The organism is Flavobacterium sp. 38 (assembly GCF_057799715.1).
In genome coordinates this window covers 46,724-67,995 of record NZ_JBYNWZ010000011.1, presented here as the reverse complement: position 1 = coordinate 67,995, position 21,272 = coordinate 46,724, and the positions used below count along the sequence as shown (strand labels likewise).

22 protein-coding genes are annotated in these 21,272 nt (G+C 33.4%); 11 read left to right on the top strand and 11 right to left on the bottom strand.

Translation table 11 applies throughout. The features are described 5' to 3' along the window. Nucleotides 1-17: 17 nt before the first annotated feature. The 5 genes from AC3E9W_RS20140 to AC3E9W_RS20120 form a co-directional block, all read right to left on the bottom strand. Complete coding sequence (locus tag AC3E9W_RS20140) at nt 18-1,379, bottom strand: exonuclease domain-containing protein (RefSeq protein ID WP_488769770.1); 1,362 nt, start codon at nt 1,377-1,379, stop codon at nt 18-20. Between the two features lie 195 nt (nt 1,380-1,574). After that, on the bottom strand, nt 1,575-1,829 hold the full coding sequence (locus AC3E9W_RS20135; protein ID WP_488769769.1) for a four helix bundle protein: 255 nt from the start codon (nt 1,827-1,829) through the stop codon (nt 1,575-1,577). A 41-nt stretch (nt 1,830-1,870) separates the two neighbouring features. After that, a complete protein-coding gene (locus AC3E9W_RS20130) occupies nt 1,871-2,524 on the bottom strand; it encodes a YggS family pyridoxal phosphate-dependent enzyme (RefSeq protein WP_488769768.1) in 654 nt (217 codons plus the stop codon). 11 nt (nt 2,525-2,535) lie between these two features. Next, a complete protein-coding gene (locus AC3E9W_RS20125; RefSeq protein WP_125722901.1) occupies nt 2,536-3,423 on the bottom strand; it encodes a 3-hydroxyacyl-CoA dehydrogenase family protein in 888 nt (295 codons plus the stop codon). A gap of 88 nt (nt 3,424-3,511) precedes the next feature. Continuing rightward, nucleotides 3,512-4,477: a Gfo/Idh/MocA family protein gene (locus AC3E9W_RS20120; RefSeq protein WP_306157754.1), complete on the bottom strand. Its 966-nt coding sequence runs from the start codon at nt 4,475-4,477 to the stop codon at nt 3,512-3,514. 306 nt (nt 4,478-4,783) lie between these two features. Between AC3E9W_RS20120 and AC3E9W_RS20115 the strand changes: the two genes are divergently transcribed. Next, complete coding sequence (locus AC3E9W_RS20115; RefSeq protein WP_306157756.1) at nt 4,784-5,425, top strand: protein-L-isoaspartate(D-aspartate) O-methyltransferase; 642 nt, start codon at nt 4,784-4,786, stop codon at nt 5,423-5,425. Nucleotides 5,426-5,452: 27 nt separating this feature from the next. On the opposite strand, the gene AC3E9W_RS20110 is transcribed toward AC3E9W_RS20115, so the two are convergent. The 3 genes from AC3E9W_RS20110 to smpB form a co-directional block, all read right to left on the bottom strand. Continuing rightward, nucleotides 5,453-6,502: a Fic family protein gene (locus tag AC3E9W_RS20110; protein WP_488769767.1), complete on the bottom strand. Its 1,050-nt coding sequence runs from the start codon at nt 6,500-6,502 to the stop codon at nt 5,453-5,455. An 83-nt stretch (nt 6,503-6,585) separates the two neighbouring features. Continuing rightward, a complete protein-coding gene (locus AC3E9W_RS20105) occupies nt 6,586-7,224 on the bottom strand; it encodes a hypothetical protein (protein WP_456892359.1) in 639 nt (212 codons plus the stop codon). Between the two features lie 81 nt (nt 7,225-7,305). Next, nucleotides 7,306-7,761: an SsrA-binding protein SmpB gene (gene smpB / locus AC3E9W_RS20100; RefSeq protein ID WP_111290250.1), complete on the bottom strand. Its 456-nt coding sequence runs from the start codon at nt 7,759-7,761 to the stop codon at nt 7,306-7,308. Between the two features lie 142 nt (nt 7,762-7,903). Here smpB and AC3E9W_RS20095 point away from each other — a divergent pair, with 142 nt between their 5' ends. Continuing rightward, complete coding sequence (locus AC3E9W_RS20095) at nt 7,904-8,542, top strand: hypothetical protein (protein ID WP_488769766.1); 639 nt, start codon at nt 7,904-7,906, stop codon at nt 8,540-8,542. Nucleotides 8,543-8,647: 105 nt separating this feature from the next. Further along, nucleotides 8,648-8,872: a VF530 family protein gene (locus tag AC3E9W_RS20090; protein ID WP_488769765.1), complete on the top strand. Its 225-nt coding sequence runs from the start codon at nt 8,648-8,650 to the stop codon at nt 8,870-8,872. Between the two features lie 2 nt (nt 8,873-8,874). Here the strand turns inward: AC3E9W_RS20090 and AC3E9W_RS20085 are convergent, their stop codons facing one another. From AC3E9W_RS20085 to AC3E9W_RS20075, 3 genes are all read right to left on the bottom strand, one after another. Further along, on the bottom strand, nt 8,875-9,429 hold the full coding sequence (locus tag AC3E9W_RS20085; protein WP_488769764.1) for a DUF3575 domain-containing protein: 555 nt from the start codon (nt 9,427-9,429) through the stop codon (nt 8,875-8,877). Between the two features lie 107 nt (nt 9,430-9,536). Beyond that, nucleotides 9,537-10,085 (bottom strand): GNAT family N-acetyltransferase, encoded by a 549-nt coding sequence (locus tag AC3E9W_RS20080; protein WP_488769763.1) that lies wholly within the window; start codon nt 10,083-10,085, stop codon nt 9,537-9,539. An 8-nt stretch (nt 10,086-10,093) separates the two neighbouring features. Continuing rightward, a complete protein-coding gene (locus AC3E9W_RS20075; protein ID WP_488769762.1) occupies nt 10,094-10,945 on the bottom strand; it encodes an aldose 1-epimerase family protein in 852 nt (283 codons plus the stop codon). A 184-nt stretch (nt 10,946-11,129) separates the two neighbouring features. Here AC3E9W_RS20075 and AC3E9W_RS20070 point away from each other — a divergent pair, with 184 nt between their 5' ends. The 8 genes from AC3E9W_RS20070 (at nt 11,130) to AC3E9W_RS20035 (ending at nt 21,193) form a co-directional block, all read left to right on the top strand. Further along, a complete protein-coding gene (locus AC3E9W_RS20070; protein ID WP_488769761.1) occupies nt 11,130-13,394 on the top strand; it encodes a M1 family metallopeptidase in 2,265 nt (754 codons plus the stop codon). A 471-nt stretch (nt 13,395-13,865) separates the two neighbouring features. Further along, entirely contained in the window at nt 13,866-14,501 is a 636-nt protein-coding gene (locus tag AC3E9W_RS20065) for a GNAT family N-acetyltransferase (protein WP_125722911.1), read from the top strand. 62 nt (nt 14,502-14,563) lie between these two features. Further along, nucleotides 14,564-15,757 (top strand): argininosuccinate synthase, encoded by a 1,194-nt coding sequence (locus AC3E9W_RS20060; protein ID WP_488769760.1) that lies wholly within the window; start codon nt 14,564-14,566, stop codon nt 15,755-15,757. Beyond that, a complete protein-coding gene (gene argC / locus AC3E9W_RS20055) occupies nt 15,750-16,727 on the top strand; it encodes an N-acetyl-gamma-glutamyl-phosphate reductase (RefSeq protein WP_488769759.1) in 978 nt (325 codons plus the stop codon). Before AC3E9W_RS20060 ends, argC begins: the two co-directional genes overlap by 8 nt. 93 nt (nt 16,728-16,820) lie before the next feature. Further along, nucleotides 16,821-17,960, top strand: a complete 1,140-nt coding sequence (locus tag AC3E9W_RS20050; RefSeq protein ID WP_488769758.1) for an aspartate aminotransferase family protein — start codon at nt 16,821-16,823, stop codon at nt 17,958-17,960. A gap of 84 nt (nt 17,961-18,044) precedes the next feature. Next, the gene (locus tag AC3E9W_RS20045; RefSeq protein ID WP_488769757.1) at nt 18,045-19,238 is read left to right on the top strand and encodes a glutamate-5-semialdehyde dehydrogenase; all 1,194 of its coding nucleotides are present in this window, start codon (nt 18,045-18,047) and stop codon (nt 19,236-19,238) included. A gap of 165 nt (nt 19,239-19,403) precedes the next feature. Continuing rightward, entirely contained in the window at nt 19,404-20,165 is a 762-nt protein-coding gene (gene proB / locus AC3E9W_RS20040; RefSeq protein ID WP_488769756.1) for a glutamate 5-kinase, read from the top strand. A 74-nt stretch (nt 20,166-20,239) separates the two neighbouring features. Further along, a complete protein-coding gene (locus tag AC3E9W_RS20035; RefSeq protein ID WP_488769755.1) occupies nt 20,240-21,193 on the top strand; it encodes an N-acetylornithine carbamoyltransferase in 954 nt (317 codons plus the stop codon). The last annotated feature ends 79 nt before the right edge of the window (nt 21,194-21,272 follow it).

The following is a 21,272-nucleotide window of genomic DNA, read 5'->3' as shown; positions in this document are numbered from 1 at the left end:
ACAAAATGTTTATTGCACTAAAAATGAAGCACTTTTAACGATTTACTTTTGCGGATATAGTTTTGAATAATGTTTTTTACATCGCGGTTGTGCTGCATTGGAATCAGAATATTTTTGAGAATATCAATATTGGTAATCTGATAATTTAGATCGTAGTAAGCGTAACCTTGATACATGCCGTTTTCGATTAAAATCGCGCTTCTTTCGTTTATATTTCGGCCTCTGTCAATTAAAATCATACTTTTATTTTCGAAGCTATTTTCGGAAATGAATTGCTGTACTCTTAAATTGTAAACTTCGGGAGTAACTTCGCCAATGCAAGCGCCGTCGCATTCTTTGATTTTATATTGAAAACATTCGTTTTTGGTTTGGTATAAACCTGTCAGTTTCTGGCATAAATGGTATTTTGCCGTAAATCTAAACAGCGCATTTTTACCGTCTTGTAAAGAAGCAAAAGACGTGATTTCTTTTTTTCTTCCGTCTGCTTTTTCTAGTTTTAGATTCATATAACCGTTTGCATCTTTTTCGGCATATAATGCGAAAGGAAAAACAGTTTTCTTTTGTGAACGATTGTATCTCGGACGATTGGTTTTTACTTCTTGGCTTTCTTTTAAAAGCGCTACTAATTCGCTTCCAGTTTCTTCGTAAGTGATGGTAAAAACTTCTGCTTGAATCCTTTTGCTTTTAGTAGTCACTCCAGTAAAATGCTGATTGACTCTTTTTTTTATGTTTTGGCTTTTGCCGATATAAATTAGCGTACCACCTTCATTATAAATATAATAAACGCCAGTTTTGGTTGGCATTTGATTTAAAATATCTAAAAATTTTGGAGAAATTCCTTTTTCGACTTCGAGTTTTATAAAATCTTTCACGATTGTCTTCTCGGTGTCTTTTTCCAAAAGCATTTTAAACAGCTTTGTGGTCGCCATAGCGTCTCCGCTGGCGCGATGTCTGTCTGCCATCGGAATTCCGAGTGCACGAACTAGTTTTCCTAAACTATAAGACGGCTGTTCTGGGATTAATTTTTTTGCTAATTCAACCGTACAAAGTGTTTTGGCTTCAAAATCGTAGCCTAAGCGTCTGAATTCGGTTCTTAGAATTCTGTAATCAAAAGAAGCGTTGTGAGCTACAATTACGCAGTCTGAAGTAATTTCAATAATGCGTTTGGCAATTTCGTAAAATTTCGGAGCAGAACGCAACATAGCGTTATTAATTCCTGTCAGTTTTACAACAAAAGGCTGAATCGGAATTTCAGGATTGACAAGGCTTATGAATTGATCAACTACTTCATGCCCATCAAATTTGTAGATAGCGATTTCGGTAATTCCCTCTTCATTAAATTGTCCCCCAGTGGTTTCTATGTCAAGTATTGCGTACATTTCAATGTCAATATCAAAAAATCAATTACAATTACAATATCAAAAATCAATATCAATTTTTGAAAATTGTTATTGTGATTGCCATTGTCATTGATATTGAAAAATTATTTTTTATTAATTATCATTTTTGATGAGATTGCAATAAGCTGTTCAACTTCAATTAAAAGTTTATTTCTTTGATCGTTATCTCCTTCTTTAATATAATCTAAAATTTTTAGAGTTTCTTGACTCTTTTAATTCTTTTACAACGAGCGAAACTTTAAAAACAAAATCCTTATCTGTTATTGTTCCTTGTGCTTCTCCAAAATTTAAAGATGCACTTCCTGATGATCTTATTAATTGATTTTTGTAATATTCGTTTTCAAATATTCTTTCTAATTTTCTGGTAAAGAAAATACATTCTCCTGCGAAACGAACTAGTCGATCTTCAAAATTGAATATTTTTTCCATTTAAAATTATTGATTTTTGATATTGTAATTGATTTTTGCAATTATCTTCCTCCAAAAATGCTGCTTCCAATTCTAACCATTGTGCTTCCGCATTCAATAGCCAATTGATAATCTCCAGACATTCCCATTGAAATTGTTTTTAAATCAACAATATTCAGTTTTTGGATAGAATCAAAAATCGATTTTAAATGTGTGAATTCTTTTTTTATCTGGTTTTGGTTTTCGGTGAAAGTGGCCATTCCCATTAAACCTAAGATACGAATATTTTTCAACTCTTTGAACTCAGAAGATGTTAAAAGTTGGTTTAATTCGCTTTCGTCCAAACCAAATTTAGATTCTTCTTCGGCAATATAAATTTGAAGAAGACAATCTATAATTCTGTTATTTTTTAAAGCTTGCTTGTTGATTTCCTGCAATAATTTCAAACTGTCAACGCCATGAATCAAAGTCACATACGGCGCCATAAATTTGACTTTATTCGACTGAACATGACCAATCATATGCCATTGGATATCTTTTGGCATTTGTTCCCATTTTTCAGTCATTTCCTGAATTTTGTTTTCTCCAAAAATACGTTGACCTGCTTCATAAGCCTGCATCAAATCGGATACAGGTTTAGTTTTTGAAACAGCAACTAGAGTTACATGTTCAGGTAAGGTTGCTTTAATTGTATTTAAATTCGATTGAATCGACATGATATTTCTTTTTATAAAAACTGTTTAGAGATTTTCTCTGCTTTTTTACTTTCACTATAATCGTAAAAACCTTCACCAGATTTTACTCCCAGTTTTCCAGCTCTAACCATATTTACAAGAAGTGGGCAAGGAGCATATTTCGGGTTTTTGAATCCGTCGTACATTACATTAAGAATGGCAAGACAAACATCAAGACCGATAAAATCAGCTAATTGTAATGGTCCCATTGGATGTCCCATTCCTAATTTCATTACCGTGTCAATTTCGTAAACACCAGCAACTCCATTGTATAACGTTTCGATTGCTTCGTTTAACATTGGCATTAAAATTCGGTTCGCCACAAAACCAGGATAATCGTTTACTTCAACAGGAACTTTACCTAATTTTTCAGATAAAGACATGATGATTTTAGTGACTTCATCGCTTGTATTGTACCCGCGGATGATTTCGACTAATTTCATAATCGGCACTGGATTCATAAAATGCATTCCGATAACGCGCTCAGGATGTGCGACAACAGCTCCGATTTGTGTGATAGAAATTGAAGAAGTATTGGTAGCTAAAATCGTGTTGTGAGAACAATATTCGTTTAATTGTTTGAAGATGTTTAGTTTTAATTCCACATTTTCAGTTGCAGCTTCTACGACTAAATCAACGCCTACAACACCGTCTTTTAGATCGGTATAAGTGATAATATTAGTGATTGTTTTTGCGACATCTTCCTGCGTAATGGTTCCTTTAGACAACATACGGTCTAGGTTAGCCGCAATAGTTGCCATTCCTTTATCTAATGATTTTTCAGAAACGTCAATTAGTTTTACAGTAAATCCGCTTTGCGCAAAAGTATGTGCAATTCCGTTCCCCATTGTTCCTGCTCCAATTACAGCTATTGTTTTCATAGTATATCGTGAAATTATATTTTATGATTTAGCCACGAATTCAGCAAATAATTCGTGAATTCGTGGCTAACTTATTTTTTTAAATTTATTATTTATTGAAACAATCAATAATTTGATACGCCACTCTTAGAGCATCTGTAGCTTGTTCAAGTGTTACTACAGGAGTTGTATCGGTATTAATTGCATTGGCAAAAGATTCTAATTCGTCCAAAATCGCATTATTTGCTTCAACATCTGGATTGGTGAAATAGATTTGTTTTTTTACACCTTCAGCATTTTGAAGAATCATATCGAAATCTCCAGGAACTTCTGGCGCATCTTTCATTCGAACTACTTCGCATTTCTTTTCTAAAAAGTCAACAGAAATGTAGGCGTCTTTTTGAAAGAAACGTGATTTGCGCATATTTTTTAATGAAATTCTGCTTGCCGTTAAGTTAGCAACGCATCCATTTTCAAATTCGATTCTCGCATTGGCAATATCTGGTGTGTCACTGATAACTGATACACCGCTCGCGTGAATATCTTTTACTTTCGATTTAACAACACTTAAAATAGCATCGATATCATGAATCATTAAATCTAAAACCACGGGAACGTCTGTACCACGCGGATTAAATTCGGCCAAACGATGCGTTTCTATAAACATCGGATTTTCGATCATGTTTTTTGTAGCAATAAAAGCAGGATTAAAACGCTCTACGTGGCCAACCTGTCCTTTTACATTGTATTCTTTAGCAAGAGCGATAATCTCTTCTGCTTCTTCTACAGTATTGGCAATTGGCTTTTCGATAAAGATGTGTTTTCCTGATTTGATGGCAACTTTAGCGCATTTGTAGTGCGAAAGTGTTGGAGTAACAATATCAATCACGTCGACAGCGTGAATGAGTTTTGCAATTGTGCTGAAGTTTTTATAGCCAAACTCTTTTGAGATTCTTTCGGCATTTTCTTGATTTTCGTCGTAAAATCCAACTAATTCGTATTTGTCAGATTGTTGTAATAAGCGTAAATGTATTTTACCAAGATGACCAGCACCTAAAACTCCTACTTTTAACATGAGAATGTATTTTAAACAAAAATATAATTTATTTGTTTAACGTGAAAGTGAATTTAAAGTAATTGTGAGTCGATAGTTAATTAGTCCTTAGTTTATAGTCCTTAGTTGTGAGTTGCGTTTTCTGGCTTGTCACCCTAAAGCGTAGTCAAAGGACTTACGTTAACGAACAAAGGGATTCGACTACGCTCAGCCTGACAAATGGAGACATTAAAATTCAAGTTTCAGCTTTATAAATTTATTATTTAAAAATCAATATTTGAAATCCTGTTTTGTTTCTTATTTTTGCGAAAATAAAACCTACCCATTTTGAAAGATACTGCCAAACATCAAGGACTTCGTAATCAATTAGTAAGCACTTTAGAGCAAAAAGGAATTACTGATAGAGCTGTTCTAGAAGCGATAAAAAAAATCCCAAGACACCTATTTTTAAATTCAAGTTTTGAAGATTTCGCTTATCAGGACAAAGCTTTCCCAATTGGGGCGGGGCAGACTATTTCACAGCCTTATACAGTAGCTTTTCAATCGCAACTGCTTGAAGTTAAGAAAGATCATAAGATTTTAGAAATCGGAACAGGCTCTGGTTACCAGACAGCTGTTTTATTTATGCTTGGAGCAAAAGTGTATACGATTGAAAGACAAAATGAATTGTTTAAAACGACTTCCAATCTTTTTCCGAAATTAAATATCCGCCCAAAACATGTTACTTTTGGCGATGGTTATAAAGGACTGCCAAATTTTGCGCCTTTTGACAGTATTATAGTTACAGCAGGTGCGCCATTTATTCCGCAGCCTTTAATGGCGCAATTAAAAATAGGAGGAAGGCTTGTTATTCCATTGGGAGAAGATGTTCAGATTATGACGTTATTGATAAGAAAAAATGAAACTCAATTTGAAAAACATGAGTTTGGAGAATTTAGATTTGTTCCTTTATTAGAAGATAAAAATTAAAAGAAAAGCCCGTTTATACGGGCTTTTTTATTGAGTGAGAATTGAAATGTATCTTTCCAAACTTTCTTTTTCTCTTTGAGCTATAAAAAGAAAAAAATCTTCTTTGTCTTTTTTGGTTTGCGCTATTTCTAAAGATTGATAATATTGCATTCGATTTTCATAATCTCCTTTAATATTAGCAATTGGATATCCTTTTTGCATCAAAATTAAATTCATAATCAATCTTGAAGTTCTGCCGTTTCCATCAATAAAAGGATGAATAGCAACTAATCGTTCATGCATTTCAGCTGCTAAAATAACAGGATGCAATTTGTTTTTATTGATTTCATACCAAATAAAATATTCTTCCATTTCTTGCGGAACCATTAAAGGCTGTGGAGGCATGTGTGTGCTGCCTTGTATCATGACTTGAACTTTTCTATAGCGACCTGCATCTTCAGGAATAATTCCTCTTAAAATTAAATTATGTATGGATAAAAGATCGCGTTCGTTTAACGAATTGCTTTTATTCATTAAATCTTTTATAAAACCAATGGCTTCCTGATGGTTTATCGCTTCGAGATGTTCCCGCATACTTTTTCCTGAAATAGTCAAACCCTCATTAATGACCATATCTGTTTCGCGAAGAGTCATTGTATTTCCTTCAATTCTATTACTTTCAAAAGTATATTCTAATTCAAGAGCCTGTTTAATCTTAAAACTATCATACTGACGGTGAGAATCTAGTTTTTCTTTTAAAGCATCAATTTCTTTTAAAATTTTTTCTAATGAAGTAGATAATTTAAGATTGGAAACTGTTTTATTGTATTTGATTTCATCTTCGGCAATTTTCAAAGCCTTCAAAGCAAACTCTTCATCGCCAATTTCGTAAAGAATTTTTTCTTTAAGCCAGGCAATCATTAATGTTTCATAATCAATTTCTAAAAGCTGAGACAATTTTACAATTTGATCTTTTGTTGGCTTTCTAGTTCCCGATTCAAATTTGCTGATTAAAGCCTGATCGATATTGGCAAGCTGTGCCAGTTCACGGGTTTTAAAACCTTTTTGCTCTCGAGCATTTTTTAAAAGAGATTTCATCTGATGAAAAATTAAGTCTTGACAAAAATAGTCAATTTTTTATATAAAAGAAAAGCAGTATTTTAAGTACTGCTTTCTAAATTTTATTTTGGAGGAAGAGAACCGTCTTTTTTCATTTCTTTTACAACAGATTGCATTATGGCATCTACAGTTTGTCCTAAGTCGGTAACATATTGTGATTCTGTCGTTCCGGTCCAGATTAGCTTATTTTGTTTTAGCGAAAAGACATTGGTTTCTACCATATAAGATGTCGTTTCTTGATAATATCCAGGATCATAGAAGTTTGGAGAATACATTCCGTACCAATTTCCAAAACCGTAACCATACATTCCGGTATATAATCCGTCAAAGCCTCCATAATACATTCCAGTGTAAGTTCCGGGAACGTAGGTAGTTTCTTTTTCTTTACTGACTAAACGCATGCTGACAACTCCGTCAAAATTTTCGTCTTGTAAAACCTTTAGTTTTTCTTCTTTCGATAATTGTGAGGTTGCGTTTAAGTATTGATACGAAGTTTTGAATACAGGATTACTTGCGGCAATTCTGTTTTCTATAATTCGTCTCGAAGCTTCGTCTTTGACCAAAGCTACAACCAAAACTTTTTTAAAATGTTCCTGAGTAATCGTCACATCGGGATCTCTCCAGCTGTTTACAATAGAAGTATTACTGCCGCAACTTGAAAACGCTGCAATAGCGAAAAACAAAACTAAGTACTTTTTCATATTTTACAGTTAAATTGGTTATAAGTAAAAATAACTATAAAATATTAATAAATAGAGGTTTATGTAAAATTAAAAAAGCTTTTAGTTAAAAGCTTTTTTAATACGGTCCAAATCACGTTTGGTATCTTGTTCTTTTAGAGATTCACGTTTGTCATAGTTCTTTTTCCCTTTGCACAATCCGATTTGCAGTTTGGCTAAACCTTTTTCGTTTGTAAATAATTTTAAAGGAATGATTGTTAAACCTTTTGCCTGAACACTTTTATGAAGTGTTTTTAATTCTTTTTTATTTAAAAGTAATTTTCTCTCGCTTCTTGATTTATGATTGAACTGATTTCCAAAAGAATACTCTTCAATATAAGTATTAATGGCAAAAAGTTCCATGCCGCTAAACTCGCAGAAGCTTTCGGTAATATTTGCTTTTCCTAAACGTATAGATTTAATTTCTGTTCCCGCCAAAACAATTCCAGCAGTATACGTATCGATTATTTCATAATCGAATCTGGCTCTTTTGTTAAGTATGTTGACTGATTTTATCATGACTGCAAATGTAAGACAAAATTGAAAAAAAATGTAACAGATAAAGATAATTCAAGATTTTTTTTCAATCTATGATTTTAATCATTTTTAAGGAAAAAGCTTACTCATAAGTTTGTCTTATAATTTTAAAAACCAAAATAAAATGAAAAAAATTGTAACGTTAATGAGTATAGTGTTAATCGGTTTTGCCGCTAAAGCTCAAGATTCATCTCAAGGATTAAAAGGCGCTTGGTTTGCTACTTCTCAGTTTGGTTACCAGCAGACAAAAACTGGTGATGTAAAAGCAACAAATATTTCTGTATTGCCAATTGTTGGAACATTTGTAACGCCATCTGTAGCTGTTGGAGCAGCAGTAGGATATATTAATATTAAAGCAGATTCAGATGCTGGAACAGCTGCAAAAACAGATTTAATTGTTATTCAGCCTTTGGTTAGAAAATATTGGAATGTAGCAGGTTCATTATATTTCTTTGGACAGGCAGCAATACCAGTTATCACAGGAAAAGAAAAAGAAAGCGATTTAAAAGTGAATCAAGTTGGTTTGTCTGTGTCTGGAGGGTTTGACTATTTTGTAACTAAAAACTTCTCTGTTGAGTTTTCTTATGATTTAGCAAACTTTACTTCTACAACATTGGATCCTAAGGTAGGAGAAAAAACTACAGTTACTAATTTTGGTTTAGCTCATGTTGCAAATGTTGAACCATTGTATAATGGCGCTTTAGGCGGAAGTAATCCAACTTTAACTTCTCCAATTTCTGTAGGATTTAAATTCATATTCTAATTTATTCTCTTTATTTGATTAACGTAAAATTCTATTTTAGTAATTTTACAAAAAAAAGACCGTGCTTTAAAGTACGGTCTTTTGATATTATTTAAAAAGTTTAAAATGCAAAACCAGTCTAAAGATCCTTTACACGGAATTACACTTCAAAAAATTGTCGAAACGCTAGTTGATTATTATGGTTTTGATACTTTAGGAGAATTAATTTCTGTCAAATGCTTTACTTCAAATCCGAGTGTAAAATCAAGTCTTACTTTCTTAAGAAAAACAGATTGGGCTCGAAAGAAAGTAGAAGAGCTTTATATTAAAACGCTTCCTAAGTTAAGTTGATCTTATAATTTATAAGAAATCATAACTCCTCCATGATACGGAAGCCATTCGCCACTTTTATTCCAGTGAACTGCTTTTTCATATCTCCCAGGAGTGCCGTCATTATAGTATCCGTGATAAAATCCTTGGTGCCATCCGCCACCAACAAAAAAGTCAAGCAAAAATTTGTCATTTAATTTCAGATTGTAACCAACTGTAGCTCCAAGTCTGTATCCAAAACCATCTTCATAATGATTACTGTTCCAGTAATTCCATTTTTGTAATTTATATTTATCGGCTCCGATATGAGCTCCTGCATAAAAACCGTTGTATTTTTCTTTAAAATGGTAACGAACTTCAGGAGTTACGGTTATAAATTTCATAGGAGAATGTCCATTAAACGATTCCCAGAAGGAAGCCATAACATCTGCACTAAAAGTGGTTTTTTCTCCAATACTGGTTTCTACGCCAATATTTGGAACGCCAACTAGTGCAGTAGCACCATTAAATTTTACAAAAGTCTGACTTTGTAATTGAATACAGAATAAAAGAACAAGGAGGGCGGGTATTTTTTTCATAAATTTTGGAATTCAAAACAGCTGTTTTTCGCTGATTTCGAGCGCAAATATAACTTATAACAAGAAACAATAATTCTTTATAAGATTATTTTAACAAGAATTAAAAGTTACTTTTCTAGTAATGAATAGATTACCTTGTCAAGAAATTTTCCTTCCCAAAACTCTGATTCTTTTAAATGAGCTTCTTTAACAAATCCGCATTTTTGTAATACTTTTTCAGAGGCATAATTTTCTGGATCTATTACCGCCTCAATAGAGTGTAATTTTAATTCTTTGAAGCCATAGTTTGTCAATGCATTTACTGCTTCTGGAACGATTCCTTTGCCATGAGAATCAGAATTTAGAATATAGCCAATTTCTGATCGGTAATTTTCAAATTGTGTTCTGTAGAATCCAATTATTCCTAATAGTTTTGGGTCTCCTTTAAGTCTAATCGCCCAATTTATGCCAATGTTCTTGTCGATATTTTCGTTAATGGTATTGATGTGAGCCAATGCATCTTCATGGTTTTTAGCCAAAGGACGCGGAATAAATTTCATAATCTCTGGATTAGAACGTATTTCGAAAACTTCTTTTACATCAGTTTCATTAAGTCTGTCCAAGATCAAACGCTCGGTTTCTATTGTTGGAAAAGGAGAAAAATTAAATTCTAACATTTTGTATATTATAATATAGTAATACTAAATTTTGCACTGAAATCGTTATTTTCATCCAACGTCAAAATTCCTTCTTTTTTATATAAATCGCCTGTGTTTTCATCAGTGTCCGAATAACCCAGCCAAGGTTCAATACAGATAAAAGGTGCATTTTCTTTAGTCCAGATTCCTAAACTGGGAAAATCATGATACTCAACTTTTACATAAGGTTTTGAATCATTAAGAATAGTCAATGATTTAGATTCTAATGTTTTAAAAATTAAAGCGTCATTTTTAAACAGCTCATAATTTAAAGGAACAACGCCGTTTTTTGTTTCTAAAATTTTAGTTTGAGATGAAATCAAATCATTTTCAAGAAGATAATATTTTAAGTTTTCTTCTTTTTCGAATCGAAAAGCATAATTTTCAAAATGATCAGGAAGTGCAATTGCAGGATGGGCTCCAATTGAAAAAGGCATTTTTTCTTTTCCGCTGTTGATTACTTTGTATTCAAGCTCCAAAGAGCTTTCATTAAGCGTATAAATAAGTTGCAATTCAAATTCAAAAGGATATTTTTCTAATGTTTCCTCAGAAGATTTAAGAGAGAAAATAGCTTTGTTTTCGGTTTTTTCAATCAAATCAAATTCCATATCACGAGCAAAACCGTGACGAGGCAAGTGATATTCTTTTTCTTTGATTTTGTAAGTGTTATTTTTTAAAGTTCCTACAATAGGAAAAAGGACAGGAGAATGTTTACCCCAAAAATCGGGATTACCTTCCCAGATATATTCGTTGCTTTGATTGTCTTTTATCGAAAATAATTCGGCTCCTGCATGTTTAATTGAAGCCGTTAATATTGAATTTGAAATAGTTGTAGTCACGATGCTAGAATGTATAATGAATGTTTTTTATAGAGATGTAAATATATTTTATAAAATTTAGTTTTTTAAGAAAAAGGCTAAATTATTTTATTAATAAAATTTTGCTAAAATTAAATTTATGTTTTAAAACTTCTCTGTAAATAGCTTTTTTTTTCATTAATTTGCTACATAAACAGCTAAAAATATGAAAAAGCAATCTGCGAAAGCCATTTTAACCGCGGCTTTATTTTTTGGGATTTCTTCAGTATGGGCGCAGGAAACTCCGTCAGCAACAAATCCAGTAAACAATTATAATTATCATGATGCCTTTGGACCTCATTTTTACACCAAAAATGCTACAAGTACTCGTACTGCAAGCGGAGAACCAGGAGTAGAATACTGGCAAAATAGAGCCGATTATCAGATTACGGCAAAATTAAATGGAAATACCAACGAAATTGTTGGGACAGACGAAATTACCTATACGAATAATAGTCCTCAAAAATTATCATTTCTTTGGCTGAATTTGGACCAAAACTTATTTAAAGAAGACTCAAGAGGAAATGCTCTTGTGCCTTTAACGGGAAGCCGTAACGGAGCTCAAGGACAAGTCTTTGACGGAGGAAATAAAATTAAATCGGTAAAAGTAATTTCTGGCGGTAAAACTAAAACAGAAACAGTTGCTAAATATATAGTTACAGATACGAGAATGCAGATTTTCCTTCCTCAGGAATTGGCTGCAAAAGGAGGTTCTGTAAAGATTAAAATCGAATTCTCTTTCATTGCACCTTTTGAAGGGTCAGACAGAATGGGAGTTTTAGAAACTAAAAACGGAAAAATCTTCACTATTGCACAATGGTATCCGCGTATGTGTGTATACGATGATGTGAGAGGCTGGAATACAGCTCCATATTTAGGTGCTTCAGAGTTTTATTTAGAATATGGAGATTTTGATGTAAAACTTACAGTTCCTGGAAATCATTATGTTGTGGCTTCTGGAGAATTGTTAAACGGTCAGGAAGTGTTTTCTGCTGAGCAATTAAAAAGATACAAAGACGCTTCTAACAGCGACAAAACAGTTATGATTCGTACTGCAGATGAAGTAAATTCTACTGCAAATGCAAATGCTGGGACTGAAAAAACTTGGCATTATAAAATCAAAAATGCGCGTGATTTCTCTTGGGCATCATCTCCAGCTTTCATTTTAGATGGAGCAAAAATTAATCTTCCGAGCGGTAAAAAATCTTTAGCATTATCTGCTTATCCTGTTGAAAGTGATGGGCGAGATGGTTACGGACGTTCTACAGAATATGTAAAAGCATCGATTGAACATTATTCTAAACAATGGTTTGAATATCCTTATCCAGCGGCTACAAACGTTGCAGGAAATGAAGGTGGAATGGAATATCCTGGAATTGTTTTCTGCGGATGGAAATCTAAAGGGGCTGATTTATGGGGAGTTACAGATCACGAATTTGGACACATTTGGTTTCCAATGATCGTGGGCTCAAACGAAAGGTTGTTTGCTTGGATGGATGAAGGATTTAATACTTTTATTAATTCATTAAGTACGGCTGCTTTTAATAATGGCGAATACAAAGAACAGCCAACAGATTTGCATGAAATGGCAGAACCATTTACAAGACCTGATTTGGAAACGATTATGAGTTCTCCTGATAATATGAAGGAAGCTAATATTGGCATGTTATGCTACTTTAAGCCAAGTGCAGGTTTAGTCATTTTAAGGGAGCAAATTTTAGGCAAAGAGCGTTTTGATACTGCTTTTAGAACTTATATCCAGCGTTGGGCTTATAAACATCCGCAACCAGATGATTTCTTTAGAAGTATGGAAAATGTAGCTGGAGAAGATCTAAGCTGGTTCTGGAGAAGCTGGTATGTAAACAATTGGCGTTTTGACCAAGGAGTTAACTCGGTTAAATATGTAAAAAATGATCCGGCTAAAGGAGCTGTAATTACAGTTGAAAACTTTGATAAAATGCCAATGCCGATTGTTTTGGATGTAAAATCAAAAAGCGGAAAAGTATCAAGAGTTAATATTCCAGTAGAAATCTGGCAGAGAAACAATTCTTGGTCTTTCAAACATAATTCTACAGAAGAAATTGAAAGCATCACGTTAGATCCGGACCATGCTTTTCCAGATAACAATATGTCTAATAATGTTTGGAAAGCGGGAAGCGGAAAAATTGAAAAAGACATTATTCTAGACGGATACTTAGGTAATTATGTTACTACTAAGTCTCCTTTGACAATTGAATTGACAGAGAAAAACAGTGTTTTATACGCTGAGCTTCCAAATTATCCTAAATTTACTTTAAACCCTGTTGCAAATGAAAAAGATACATTTGAATCAAAAAGAGCAGGATTGAAATTTAAATTTAACGAAGCTAAAACAGGTTTCGATATGACGCTTATAGATAATGGACAAGTAATTCCATTTACGAAAAAGTAAAATTTTAAAAATATAAAATATTCAGAACCCGATAATTAGAAATAATTATCGGGTTTTGTTTTATGAGTATATTCACAAAACGTCAAAAAAATGTTAGAATTTATTTTTTTTGTTTTGTAAATAAAAAAATAATGTACTTTTGCACCGATGAATAAAATAAGTTTACATATAACTTCTTTGTCACGGACAAACTCACCGATTACTTCTCCCGAAGTACGGACACTATCTCTATAGTATCCACTGAGTTTTATAGCCGTATATTTATTCATATCCTTTTTTCATTTTGAAATCACATAATTTGTCCATTGGACAAACATATCCTAAAACTATATATAATTTTGTAAATTTTCTTGATCAAGTTTTTGATTTAGAGAGTGTTACTTCTTTTTTGTCTATTTTTATCGGATTCAATTCTGGATTTCAATCTAAACAATACATTTTAATTTTTAACGCTAAACTTCAATTATTGAAATGAAGATCTCTATTGTTGTTACCCAGGAAGAACACTTCAAATTCGCACAAGAAATCTGCGATACGATAGAATCATCTGCTTTGTTAAGAGGCACGGGGATTGCTAAAAGAACTCCTGAGTACATTCAGAAAAAAATGGCAAACGGTGATGCGATGATTGCACTGGCTGATGGAAAGTTTGCAGGTTTTTGCTACATAGAAAGCTGGCAGCACGGAAAATTTGTGGCGCATTCGGGATTAATCGTTCATCCAGATTACAGAAGCCATGGTTTGGCTAAAAAGATAAAATCTAAAGTATTTGATTATTCTTTAAAGAGATTTCCAGATGCTAAAATCTTTGGAATTACTACTGGTTTGGCGGTTATGAAAATTAACTCAGAATTAGGTTATAAACCAGTCCCTTTCTCAGAATTAACAACCGATCCAAGTTTTTGGGCTGGCTGTAAAACCTGTACCAATTTCCCAATTTTACAAAGCAAAGAAAACAAAATGTGTCTTTGTACAGGAATGTTGTACGACCCGAAAGAAAAACAAAAAACACCGCCGAGACATCCTTTTAACGAGGCTGTTTTGAGCAGACTTAAAAAAATTAAACAAGCTTTATTTTTAAATAAAATTATAGCATTTTTTGTTTAACCAATTAATTAGAAAAAATCTCAAACTGCTACATACGAAAGTATTAGCCTAAATTATAAAAAATGAAAAAAGTAGTATTAGCTTATAGCGGAGGATTAGATACCTCGTATTGTTTGAAATATTTAAAAAATGAAAAAGGATACGAAGTTCACACTGTGCTTGTAGATACAGGAGGATTTTCTGCTGAAGAATTAACAGCTATTGAATCAAGAGCTTACGAGTTAGGAAGTGCACAACACGCTAACCTGACAATCGTCGACAAATATTATGATAAAGCAATAAAATATTTGATTTTCGGAAACGTATTAAAAAATAATACGTATCCATTATCAGTAAGTGCAGAACGTGTTTTTCAAGCAATTGAAGCAATTAAATACGCTAAAAAAGTTGGTGCAAGTGCAATCGCTCACGGAAGTACAGGTGCAGGAAACGACCAAATTCGTTTCGATTTGATTTTCCAAACTATTGCTCCAGAAATCGAAATCATCACGCCAATTAGAGATTTAAAACTTTCAAGACAAGAAGAAGTAGATTATTTAGCTCAAAACGGAGTGCACTATTCTTGGGAAAAAGCACAATATTCTATTAATAAAGGTCTTTGGGGAACAAGTGTTGGAGGAAAAGAAACTTTAACTTCAGGACAGCCATTGCCAAGCGAAGCTTATCCTTCACAATTGCAAAAAGATGGTGAAGAAAAAGTAACGCTTCATTTTGAACAAGGTGAATTAGTTGGTCTTAACGGAAAAACAGATAAACCTTCAAATAATATTGTAGCTTTAGAAAAACTAGCAAATGCTTACGCAATTGGTAGAGATATTCACGTTGGAGATACAATTATCGGAATTAAAGGAAGAGTTGGTTTTGAAGCTGCTGCTCCGTTAATTATCATCAAAGCGCACCATTTATTAGAGAAACATACTTTAGGAAAATGGCAGCAATACTGGAAAGAACAGTTAGGAAACTGGTACGGAATGTTATTTCACGAAGGTCAATTCCTTGATCCAGTGATGAGAAACATCGAAACTTTCCTTCAAGACACACAAAAAACAGTAAACGGAACTGTTACGGTTTCATTAAAACCATACCATTTCTCACTTGACGGAATCGAATCTGAAAATGATTTAATGAATACAGGTTTCGGTCAATACGGCGAAATGAATAATGCTTGGACATCCGAAGATGCGAAAGGATTTATTAAGATTTTAGGAAATGCTCAAAATATTTTCTCATCTGTAAATAAATTAGATCATGATTAATGTCGGAATTATTGGTGGTTCTGGTTACACAGCCGGAGAACTCATCAGAATTTTAATGTATCACCCCAAAGTAAACATTGATTTTGTTTACAGTACAACAAACGCTGGAAAACCGCTTTCTGTGGCGCACCACGATTTAATGGGCGATATCGAAATGAACTTTACTGATGAAATCAATCCAAATGTGAATGTGGTATTCTTGTGTTTAGGACACGGAAAATCGATTTCATTTTTGAAAGAAAATCAGTTTGCTGGTCATACCAAAATCATTGATTTAGGAAATGATTTCAGATTGAATAAAGATGCTCATTTTGAAGGAAAAGATTTTGTTTACGGTCTACCGGAAATCAATAAAGCCGAAATCAAAAAAGCAGATTATATTGCCAATCCAGGTTGTTTTGCAACTGCTATTCAGTTGGCATTATTACCTTTAGCTAAAGACGGATTGTTGAATAATGACGTTCATATTAATGCAACAACCGGTTCGACTGGAGCAGGAGTAGGCCTTGCTGAAACTTCTCACTTTAGCTGGAGAAACAACAATTTTTCTCATTACAAAGCTTTTGAACATCAGCATTTAGGTGAAATCACAGAAAGTCTGGTGCAATTGCAGGATGATTTTGATAGTGAATTGCTTTTTATTCCGAATAGAGGAGATTTTCCAAGAGGGATTTTTGCAACGCTTTATACGAAATCAGACGATAGTTTAGAAACTTTAGTGGCAAAATACGAAGAGTTCTATAAAAATGAGCCTTTTGTAACGGTTACAACGACGAACATCAACATGAAGCAAGTCGTTCAAACTAACAAATGTATAATTAGTTTATTGAAAAAAGGAAACCGGGTTTTAATAACATCAATTATAGATAACTTAACCAAAGGTGCTTCGGGACAAGCAATTCAAAACATGAATTTAATGTTCGGATTAGAAGAAACCACAGGTTTACATTTGAAACCAATCGGATTTTAAACAGTGTAAAATGTTAGCAGTGAAATGTAAAATGTATATTTCGTTTACAGATCAACATCTAACTTTTTACAAATAACATTTAACTTTAAAAAAATGAACTTATTCAACGTTTACCCATTATACGACATTACTCCAGTAAAAGCAGTTGACTGCACCATTATTGACGAAAAAGGAGTAGAATATTTAGATTTATACAGCGGACATGGAGTAATTTCCATCGGACATACACAGCCAGATTATGTGGCTAAATTGAAAAAACAAATCGACAACTTAGGATTTTATTCAAATGCGATTCAGAATCCTTTACAGGTTGAATTGGCTCAAAAACTAGGAAAACTTTCAGGTTTAGAAGATTACGAATTATTTTTGTGCAGTTCTGGAGCTGAAGCAAATGAAAATGCTTTAAAATTAGCCTCTTTTCATAACGGAAAATCAAGAGTTGTAGCTTTTCATAATTCTTTCCACGGAAGAACTTCTGCAGCCGTTGCGGTTACAGATAACAAAAAGATTGTTGCGCCAATCAATGCACAGCAGGAAGTTACTTTTTTGCCTCTAAACCAAATCGAATTAGTTGAGGCAGAATTAGCAAAAGGTGATGTTACAGCAGTAATTATCGAAGGAATTCAAGGAGTTGGAGGTTTAGACCAAGGAACAACAGAATTTTTTCAGGCTTTGGAAAAAGTTTGTAAAAAACATGATGTAGTTTTAATTTTAGACGAAGTGCAATCAGGATACGGAAGAAGCGGAAAATTCTTCGCTTTCCAGCACCACGGAATCAACGCTGATATTATTTCAGTTGCAAAAGGAATGGGTAACGGATTTCCGGTTGGAGCGATTTTAATTTCGCCAAAATTTGAAGCAAGTTTCGGATTATTAGGAACTACTTTCGGCGGAAGCCATTTGTCTTGTGCAGCAGGAATCGCAGTTTTAGACGTAATTGAAAAATTGGATTTGCAGAAAAATGTAAATGAAGTTTACGAATATTTCTTAGAAAAAATCAAAGAAGTTGATGGAATCAAACAAGTAAAAGGAAAAGGATTAATGCTTGGAGTGGAGTTTGATTTTGATGTTGCTGCTTTAAGAAAGAAATTAATTATCGAAAAACACATTTTTACAGGAAGTGCCAACAACAAAAATCTATTGAGAATTTTGCCACCGTTAACTGTTAAAAAAGCGGATATTGATACGTTTGTAAAAGCGTTGAAAGAAAGTTTAGAAGAACTTAAAAACTAAGTTTGCTATAACTGTTAATTCGTTTAATCGTTTAACTGGTTAATCGATTAAACGAATTGACGATTAACCAATTAAACCAAAAAAATGAAACCATTATCAATTGAAACGCGCAATGCAGTTTTGCGGACCATGGCAAAACTGGTCGAACAGGAGCGGAATCAGATTATTTTGACCAATCAGGAAGATTTGGCCGACTACGACGGTTCTGATCTTGCGATGGAAGAGCGCCTAAAAGTAGATGATAAAAAAGTAGATGAAATGATTCTGTCATTAAATCAATTAGCATCTCAGGAAGATCCCGTTGGAGTAGAGCGCTTTCATTTTACACACGATAATGGAATCAAAGTCATCAATAAAACCGCTGCTTTTGGAACGATTTTAATTATTTATGAATCTCGTCCCGATGTAACAATTGAAGCTGGTGGAATCGCTTTTAAATCCGGAAATAAAATTTTATTAAAAGGAGGAAAAGAGTCTTTAAAATCCAATTTGAAAATCGTAAGTCTTTGGCATCAAGCCTTAGAAGAAAATAAAGTTTCTAAAGATTGGGTTGAATATCTGAATTATAACAGAACCGAAACTCAGGCTTTTTTAGAAAAACCAACACAAAAAGTAGATTTAATTGTTCCGAGAGGAGGAGAAAAATTAATCGAATTTGTAAAAGCGCACGCGACTTGCCCAGTAATCGTAAGCGGACGCGGAAATAATTTTGTTTACGTTCATAAAGATGCTGATACGGATTTGGCTTTAAAAGTAATTTTAAACGCAAAAACGGCTAAAATCTCGGCTTGTAATGCAGTTGATAAAGTTTTAATTGATCCAAAACTTCCGAATTTTGAAGGTTTTACATCGATGCTAATCGAAACATTAAAAGAAAAAAATGTTGAAATTATCGTTGATAAATCGCTTGAAAATTTCGAAGATACCGAAACACTTCAAAACGAAGATATTTGGTATGAAGAGTTTTTGGATTATAAAATTGTAATCGGAACTATTGATTCTGACGAACATGCAATCGACATGATTAATAAATACTGCGGAGGACATTCGGCAGCAATTATTACAAGAGATAATGAAGTTGCCAAACAGTTTATGGAATCTATAGATGCCGCTGCTGTTTACCAAAATGCTTCAACCCGATTTACAGACGGCGGACAATTTGGGCTTGGCGGTGAACTAGCAATCAGCACTGATAAATTACATCAACGAGGTCCGATTGGTTTACAGCATTTGGTAACCAATAAATGGTACGTTTACGGAGAAGGACAGATTAGGTAATTTTAGAGTTCAGATTTTAGATTTTAGATTGTGAATTGCTGATTTTTTAGAATTTAGAATTTTAGATTTGGAATTTAATTGAAGTTTTAGCTTTGCGAACTTAGCGTTTATATAGACAAACAAAATCAAAAAAACCTTGCGCCCTTTGCGGTTAAAAAACAAAACATGGGTAAAAAACGGATTTTATTAAAAATTGGAAGTAACACCTTAACAAAGGAAACCAATCATATTTCGCGGGGAAAGATTGAAGACCTTGGAATTCAGATTGCGGCTTTGAACGACGAATATGAGTTTATCATAGTAAGTTCAGGAGCGATTGCGGCGGCAAAGCAGTTTGTAAAACTGGATAATCAAGATAAAGATGTTTTTGTAAAACAAGCTTTAGCTTCAATTGGACAGCCTCATTTAATGCGGATTTACAATGAGAATTTTAAAGATTTAGGATTAAATACCTCGCAGTGTTTGCTATCTTATTCTGATTTTGAAAAAGAGCAGACCAAAAAGAACATTGTAAATACCATTAATGTATTAGTTAAAAACAATTACATTCCGATTATCAATGAAAATGATACTGTGGCGACAGATGAGATTCGGTTTGGAGATAATGACAAATTAGCTGCTTTAACAGCGGTTCTTTTAAATGTTGATATTCTGATAATTGCGACTAATACAAACGGAATTTATACGAAAGAATCAATTCACGATGAAAATCCGGAAACCATAAAATTGGTGGAAGATTTAAAATCTCTGGAAAAAGAAATCGGGGATTCAAAATCCTCACACGGAACAGGAGGAATGCAGTCGAAAATTGAAGCTGCAGGAATTGCAAAAGCTGCTAATATAGAAACCTGGATCGTCAACGGATTAAATGATAATTTTATTTTAAACGCATTAAAAGATAAAATTCCATTTACAAAAATAATTTAATGAGTCAATTAGATAATTAGAAAATGTCACAATTATCTAATTACCTAATTATCAAATTTTCTAATTAAAAAAACATGAACTACATCTCAATAAAAGAAATCAACTCATTATCAAAATGGGTAAAACAAGCGATCAAAATCAAAAAGAATCCGCTTAAAAATCAAAGCTTAGGTAAGAATAAAACTCTTGGAATGTTATTCTTTAACCCCAGTTTAAGAACGCGTTTGAGCACTCAAAAAGCGGCGATGAACTTAGGTATGAACGTTATGGTAATGAATTTTACCAACGAGGGCTGGACTTTAGAGTTTGAAGACGGAGCCGTTATGAATTCTGGCGCTTCAGAACACATTAAAGAAGCGGCAGAAGTAGTTTCTCAATACTGTGATATCATCGCAATTCGTGCGTTTGCAGGTTTGGTTGATAAAGAAAAAGATTATCAAGAAACTGTAATTTCAGGATTCTTGAAATATGCAACAGTGCCAATCGTAAACATGGAAAGTGCAATACGTCACCCTCTTCAGTCTTTAGCAGATGCTATCACAATGGAAGAATTCAAACCTAGACATAAAAACAAACAAAAAGTAGTTTTGTCTTGGGCACCGCATCCAAAAGCGCTTCCGCAAGCAGTTGCGAATTCATTCGTAGAAATGATGCAAATGCAGAAAGATATGGATTTTGTAATTACACATCCGGAAGGTTACGAGTTAAGTCCAGAAATTACACAAGATTGTAAAATCGAATACGATCAAAATAAAGCTTTTGAAAACGCTGATTTCGTTTACGTAAAAAACTGGAGCAATTTCAATGATTACGGAAAAGTAACAAACAGCGATCCAAACTGGACGGTTACAGCTGAGAAAATGGCTTTAACCAATAACGGAAAATTCATGCATTGTCTTCCAGTTCGTCGTAACGTAATTGTAAGCGATGAAGTTTTGGATGGAGAAAATTCAATCGTAATTGAGCAGGCGAATAATAGAACGTATTCGGCACAATTAGTTTTACAGAAGATTTTGAAGAAATTATAAATTTAAGATGCAAAGTTACAAAGTGACAGAGATGCAAAGGTTTATTAACTTTGAAAAGAACTCTGAACCTTTGTCTCTT

What these genes read in the sequence shown, in the direction of transcription:
- AC3E9W_RS20140 (WP_488769770.1), bottom strand. Translation starts at nt 1,379, where the DNA reads ATGTACGCAATACTTGACATAGAAACCACTGGGGGACAATTTAATGAA.
- AC3E9W_RS20135 (WP_488769769.1), bottom strand. Translation starts at nt 1,829, where the DNA reads ATGGAAAAAATATTCAATTTTGAAGATCGACTAGTTCGTTTCGCAGGA.
- AC3E9W_RS20130 (WP_488769768.1), bottom strand. Translation starts at nt 2,524, where the DNA reads ATGTCGATTCAATCGAATTTAAATACAATTAAAGCAACCTTACCTGAA.
- AC3E9W_RS20125 (WP_125722901.1), bottom strand. Translation starts at nt 3,423, where the DNA reads ATGAAAACAATAGCTGTAATTGGAGCAGGAACAATGGGGAACGGAATT.
- AC3E9W_RS20120 (WP_306157754.1), bottom strand. Translation starts at nt 4,477, where the DNA reads ATGTTAAAAGTAGGAGTTTTAGGTGCTGGTCATCTTGGTAAAATACAT.
- AC3E9W_RS20110 (WP_488769767.1), bottom strand. Translation starts at nt 6,502, where the DNA reads ATGAAATCTCTTTTAAAAAATGCTCGAGAGCAAAAAGGTTTTAAAACC.
- AC3E9W_RS20105 (WP_456892359.1), bottom strand. Translation starts at nt 7,224, where the DNA reads ATGAAAAAGTACTTAGTTTTGTTTTTCGCTATTGCAGCGTTTTCAAGT.
- smpB (WP_111290250.1), bottom strand. Translation starts at nt 7,761, where the DNA reads ATGATAAAATCAGTCAACATACTTAACAAAAGAGCCAGATTCGATTAT.
- AC3E9W_RS20095 (WP_488769766.1), top strand. Translation starts at nt 7,904, where the DNA reads ATGAAAAAAATTGTAACGTTAATGAGTATAGTGTTAATCGGTTTTGCC.
- AC3E9W_RS20090 (WP_488769765.1), top strand. Translation starts at nt 8,648, where the DNA reads ATGCAAAACCAGTCTAAAGATCCTTTACACGGAATTACACTTCAAAAA.
- AC3E9W_RS20085 (WP_488769764.1), bottom strand. Translation starts at nt 9,429, where the DNA reads ATGAAAAAAATACCCGCCCTCCTTGTTCTTTTATTCTGTATTCAATTA.
- AC3E9W_RS20080 (WP_488769763.1), bottom strand. Translation starts at nt 10,085, where the DNA reads ATGTTAGAATTTAATTTTTCTCCTTTTCCAACAATAGAAACCGAGCGT.
- AC3E9W_RS20070 (WP_488769761.1), top strand. Translation starts at nt 11,130, where the DNA reads ATGAAAAAGCAATCTGCGAAAGCCATTTTAACCGCGGCTTTATTTTTT.
- AC3E9W_RS20065 (WP_125722911.1), top strand. Translation starts at nt 13,866, where the DNA reads ATGAAGATCTCTATTGTTGTTACCCAGGAAGAACACTTCAAATTCGCA.
- AC3E9W_RS20060 (WP_488769760.1), top strand. Translation starts at nt 14,564, where the DNA reads ATGAAAAAAGTAGTATTAGCTTATAGCGGAGGATTAGATACCTCGTAT.
- argC (WP_488769759.1), top strand. Translation starts at nt 15,750, where the DNA reads ATGATTAATGTCGGAATTATTGGTGGTTCTGGTTACACAGCCGGAGAA.
- AC3E9W_RS20050 (WP_488769758.1), top strand. Translation starts at nt 16,821, where the DNA reads ATGAACTTATTCAACGTTTACCCATTATACGACATTACTCCAGTAAAA.
- AC3E9W_RS20045 (WP_488769757.1), top strand. Translation starts at nt 18,045, where the DNA reads ATGAAACCATTATCAATTGAAACGCGCAATGCAGTTTTGCGGACCATG.
- proB (WP_488769756.1), top strand. Translation starts at nt 19,404, where the DNA reads ATGGGTAAAAAACGGATTTTATTAAAAATTGGAAGTAACACCTTAACA.
- AC3E9W_RS20035 (WP_488769755.1), top strand. Translation starts at nt 20,240, where the DNA reads ATGAACTACATCTCAATAAAAGAAATCAACTCATTATCAAAATGGGTA.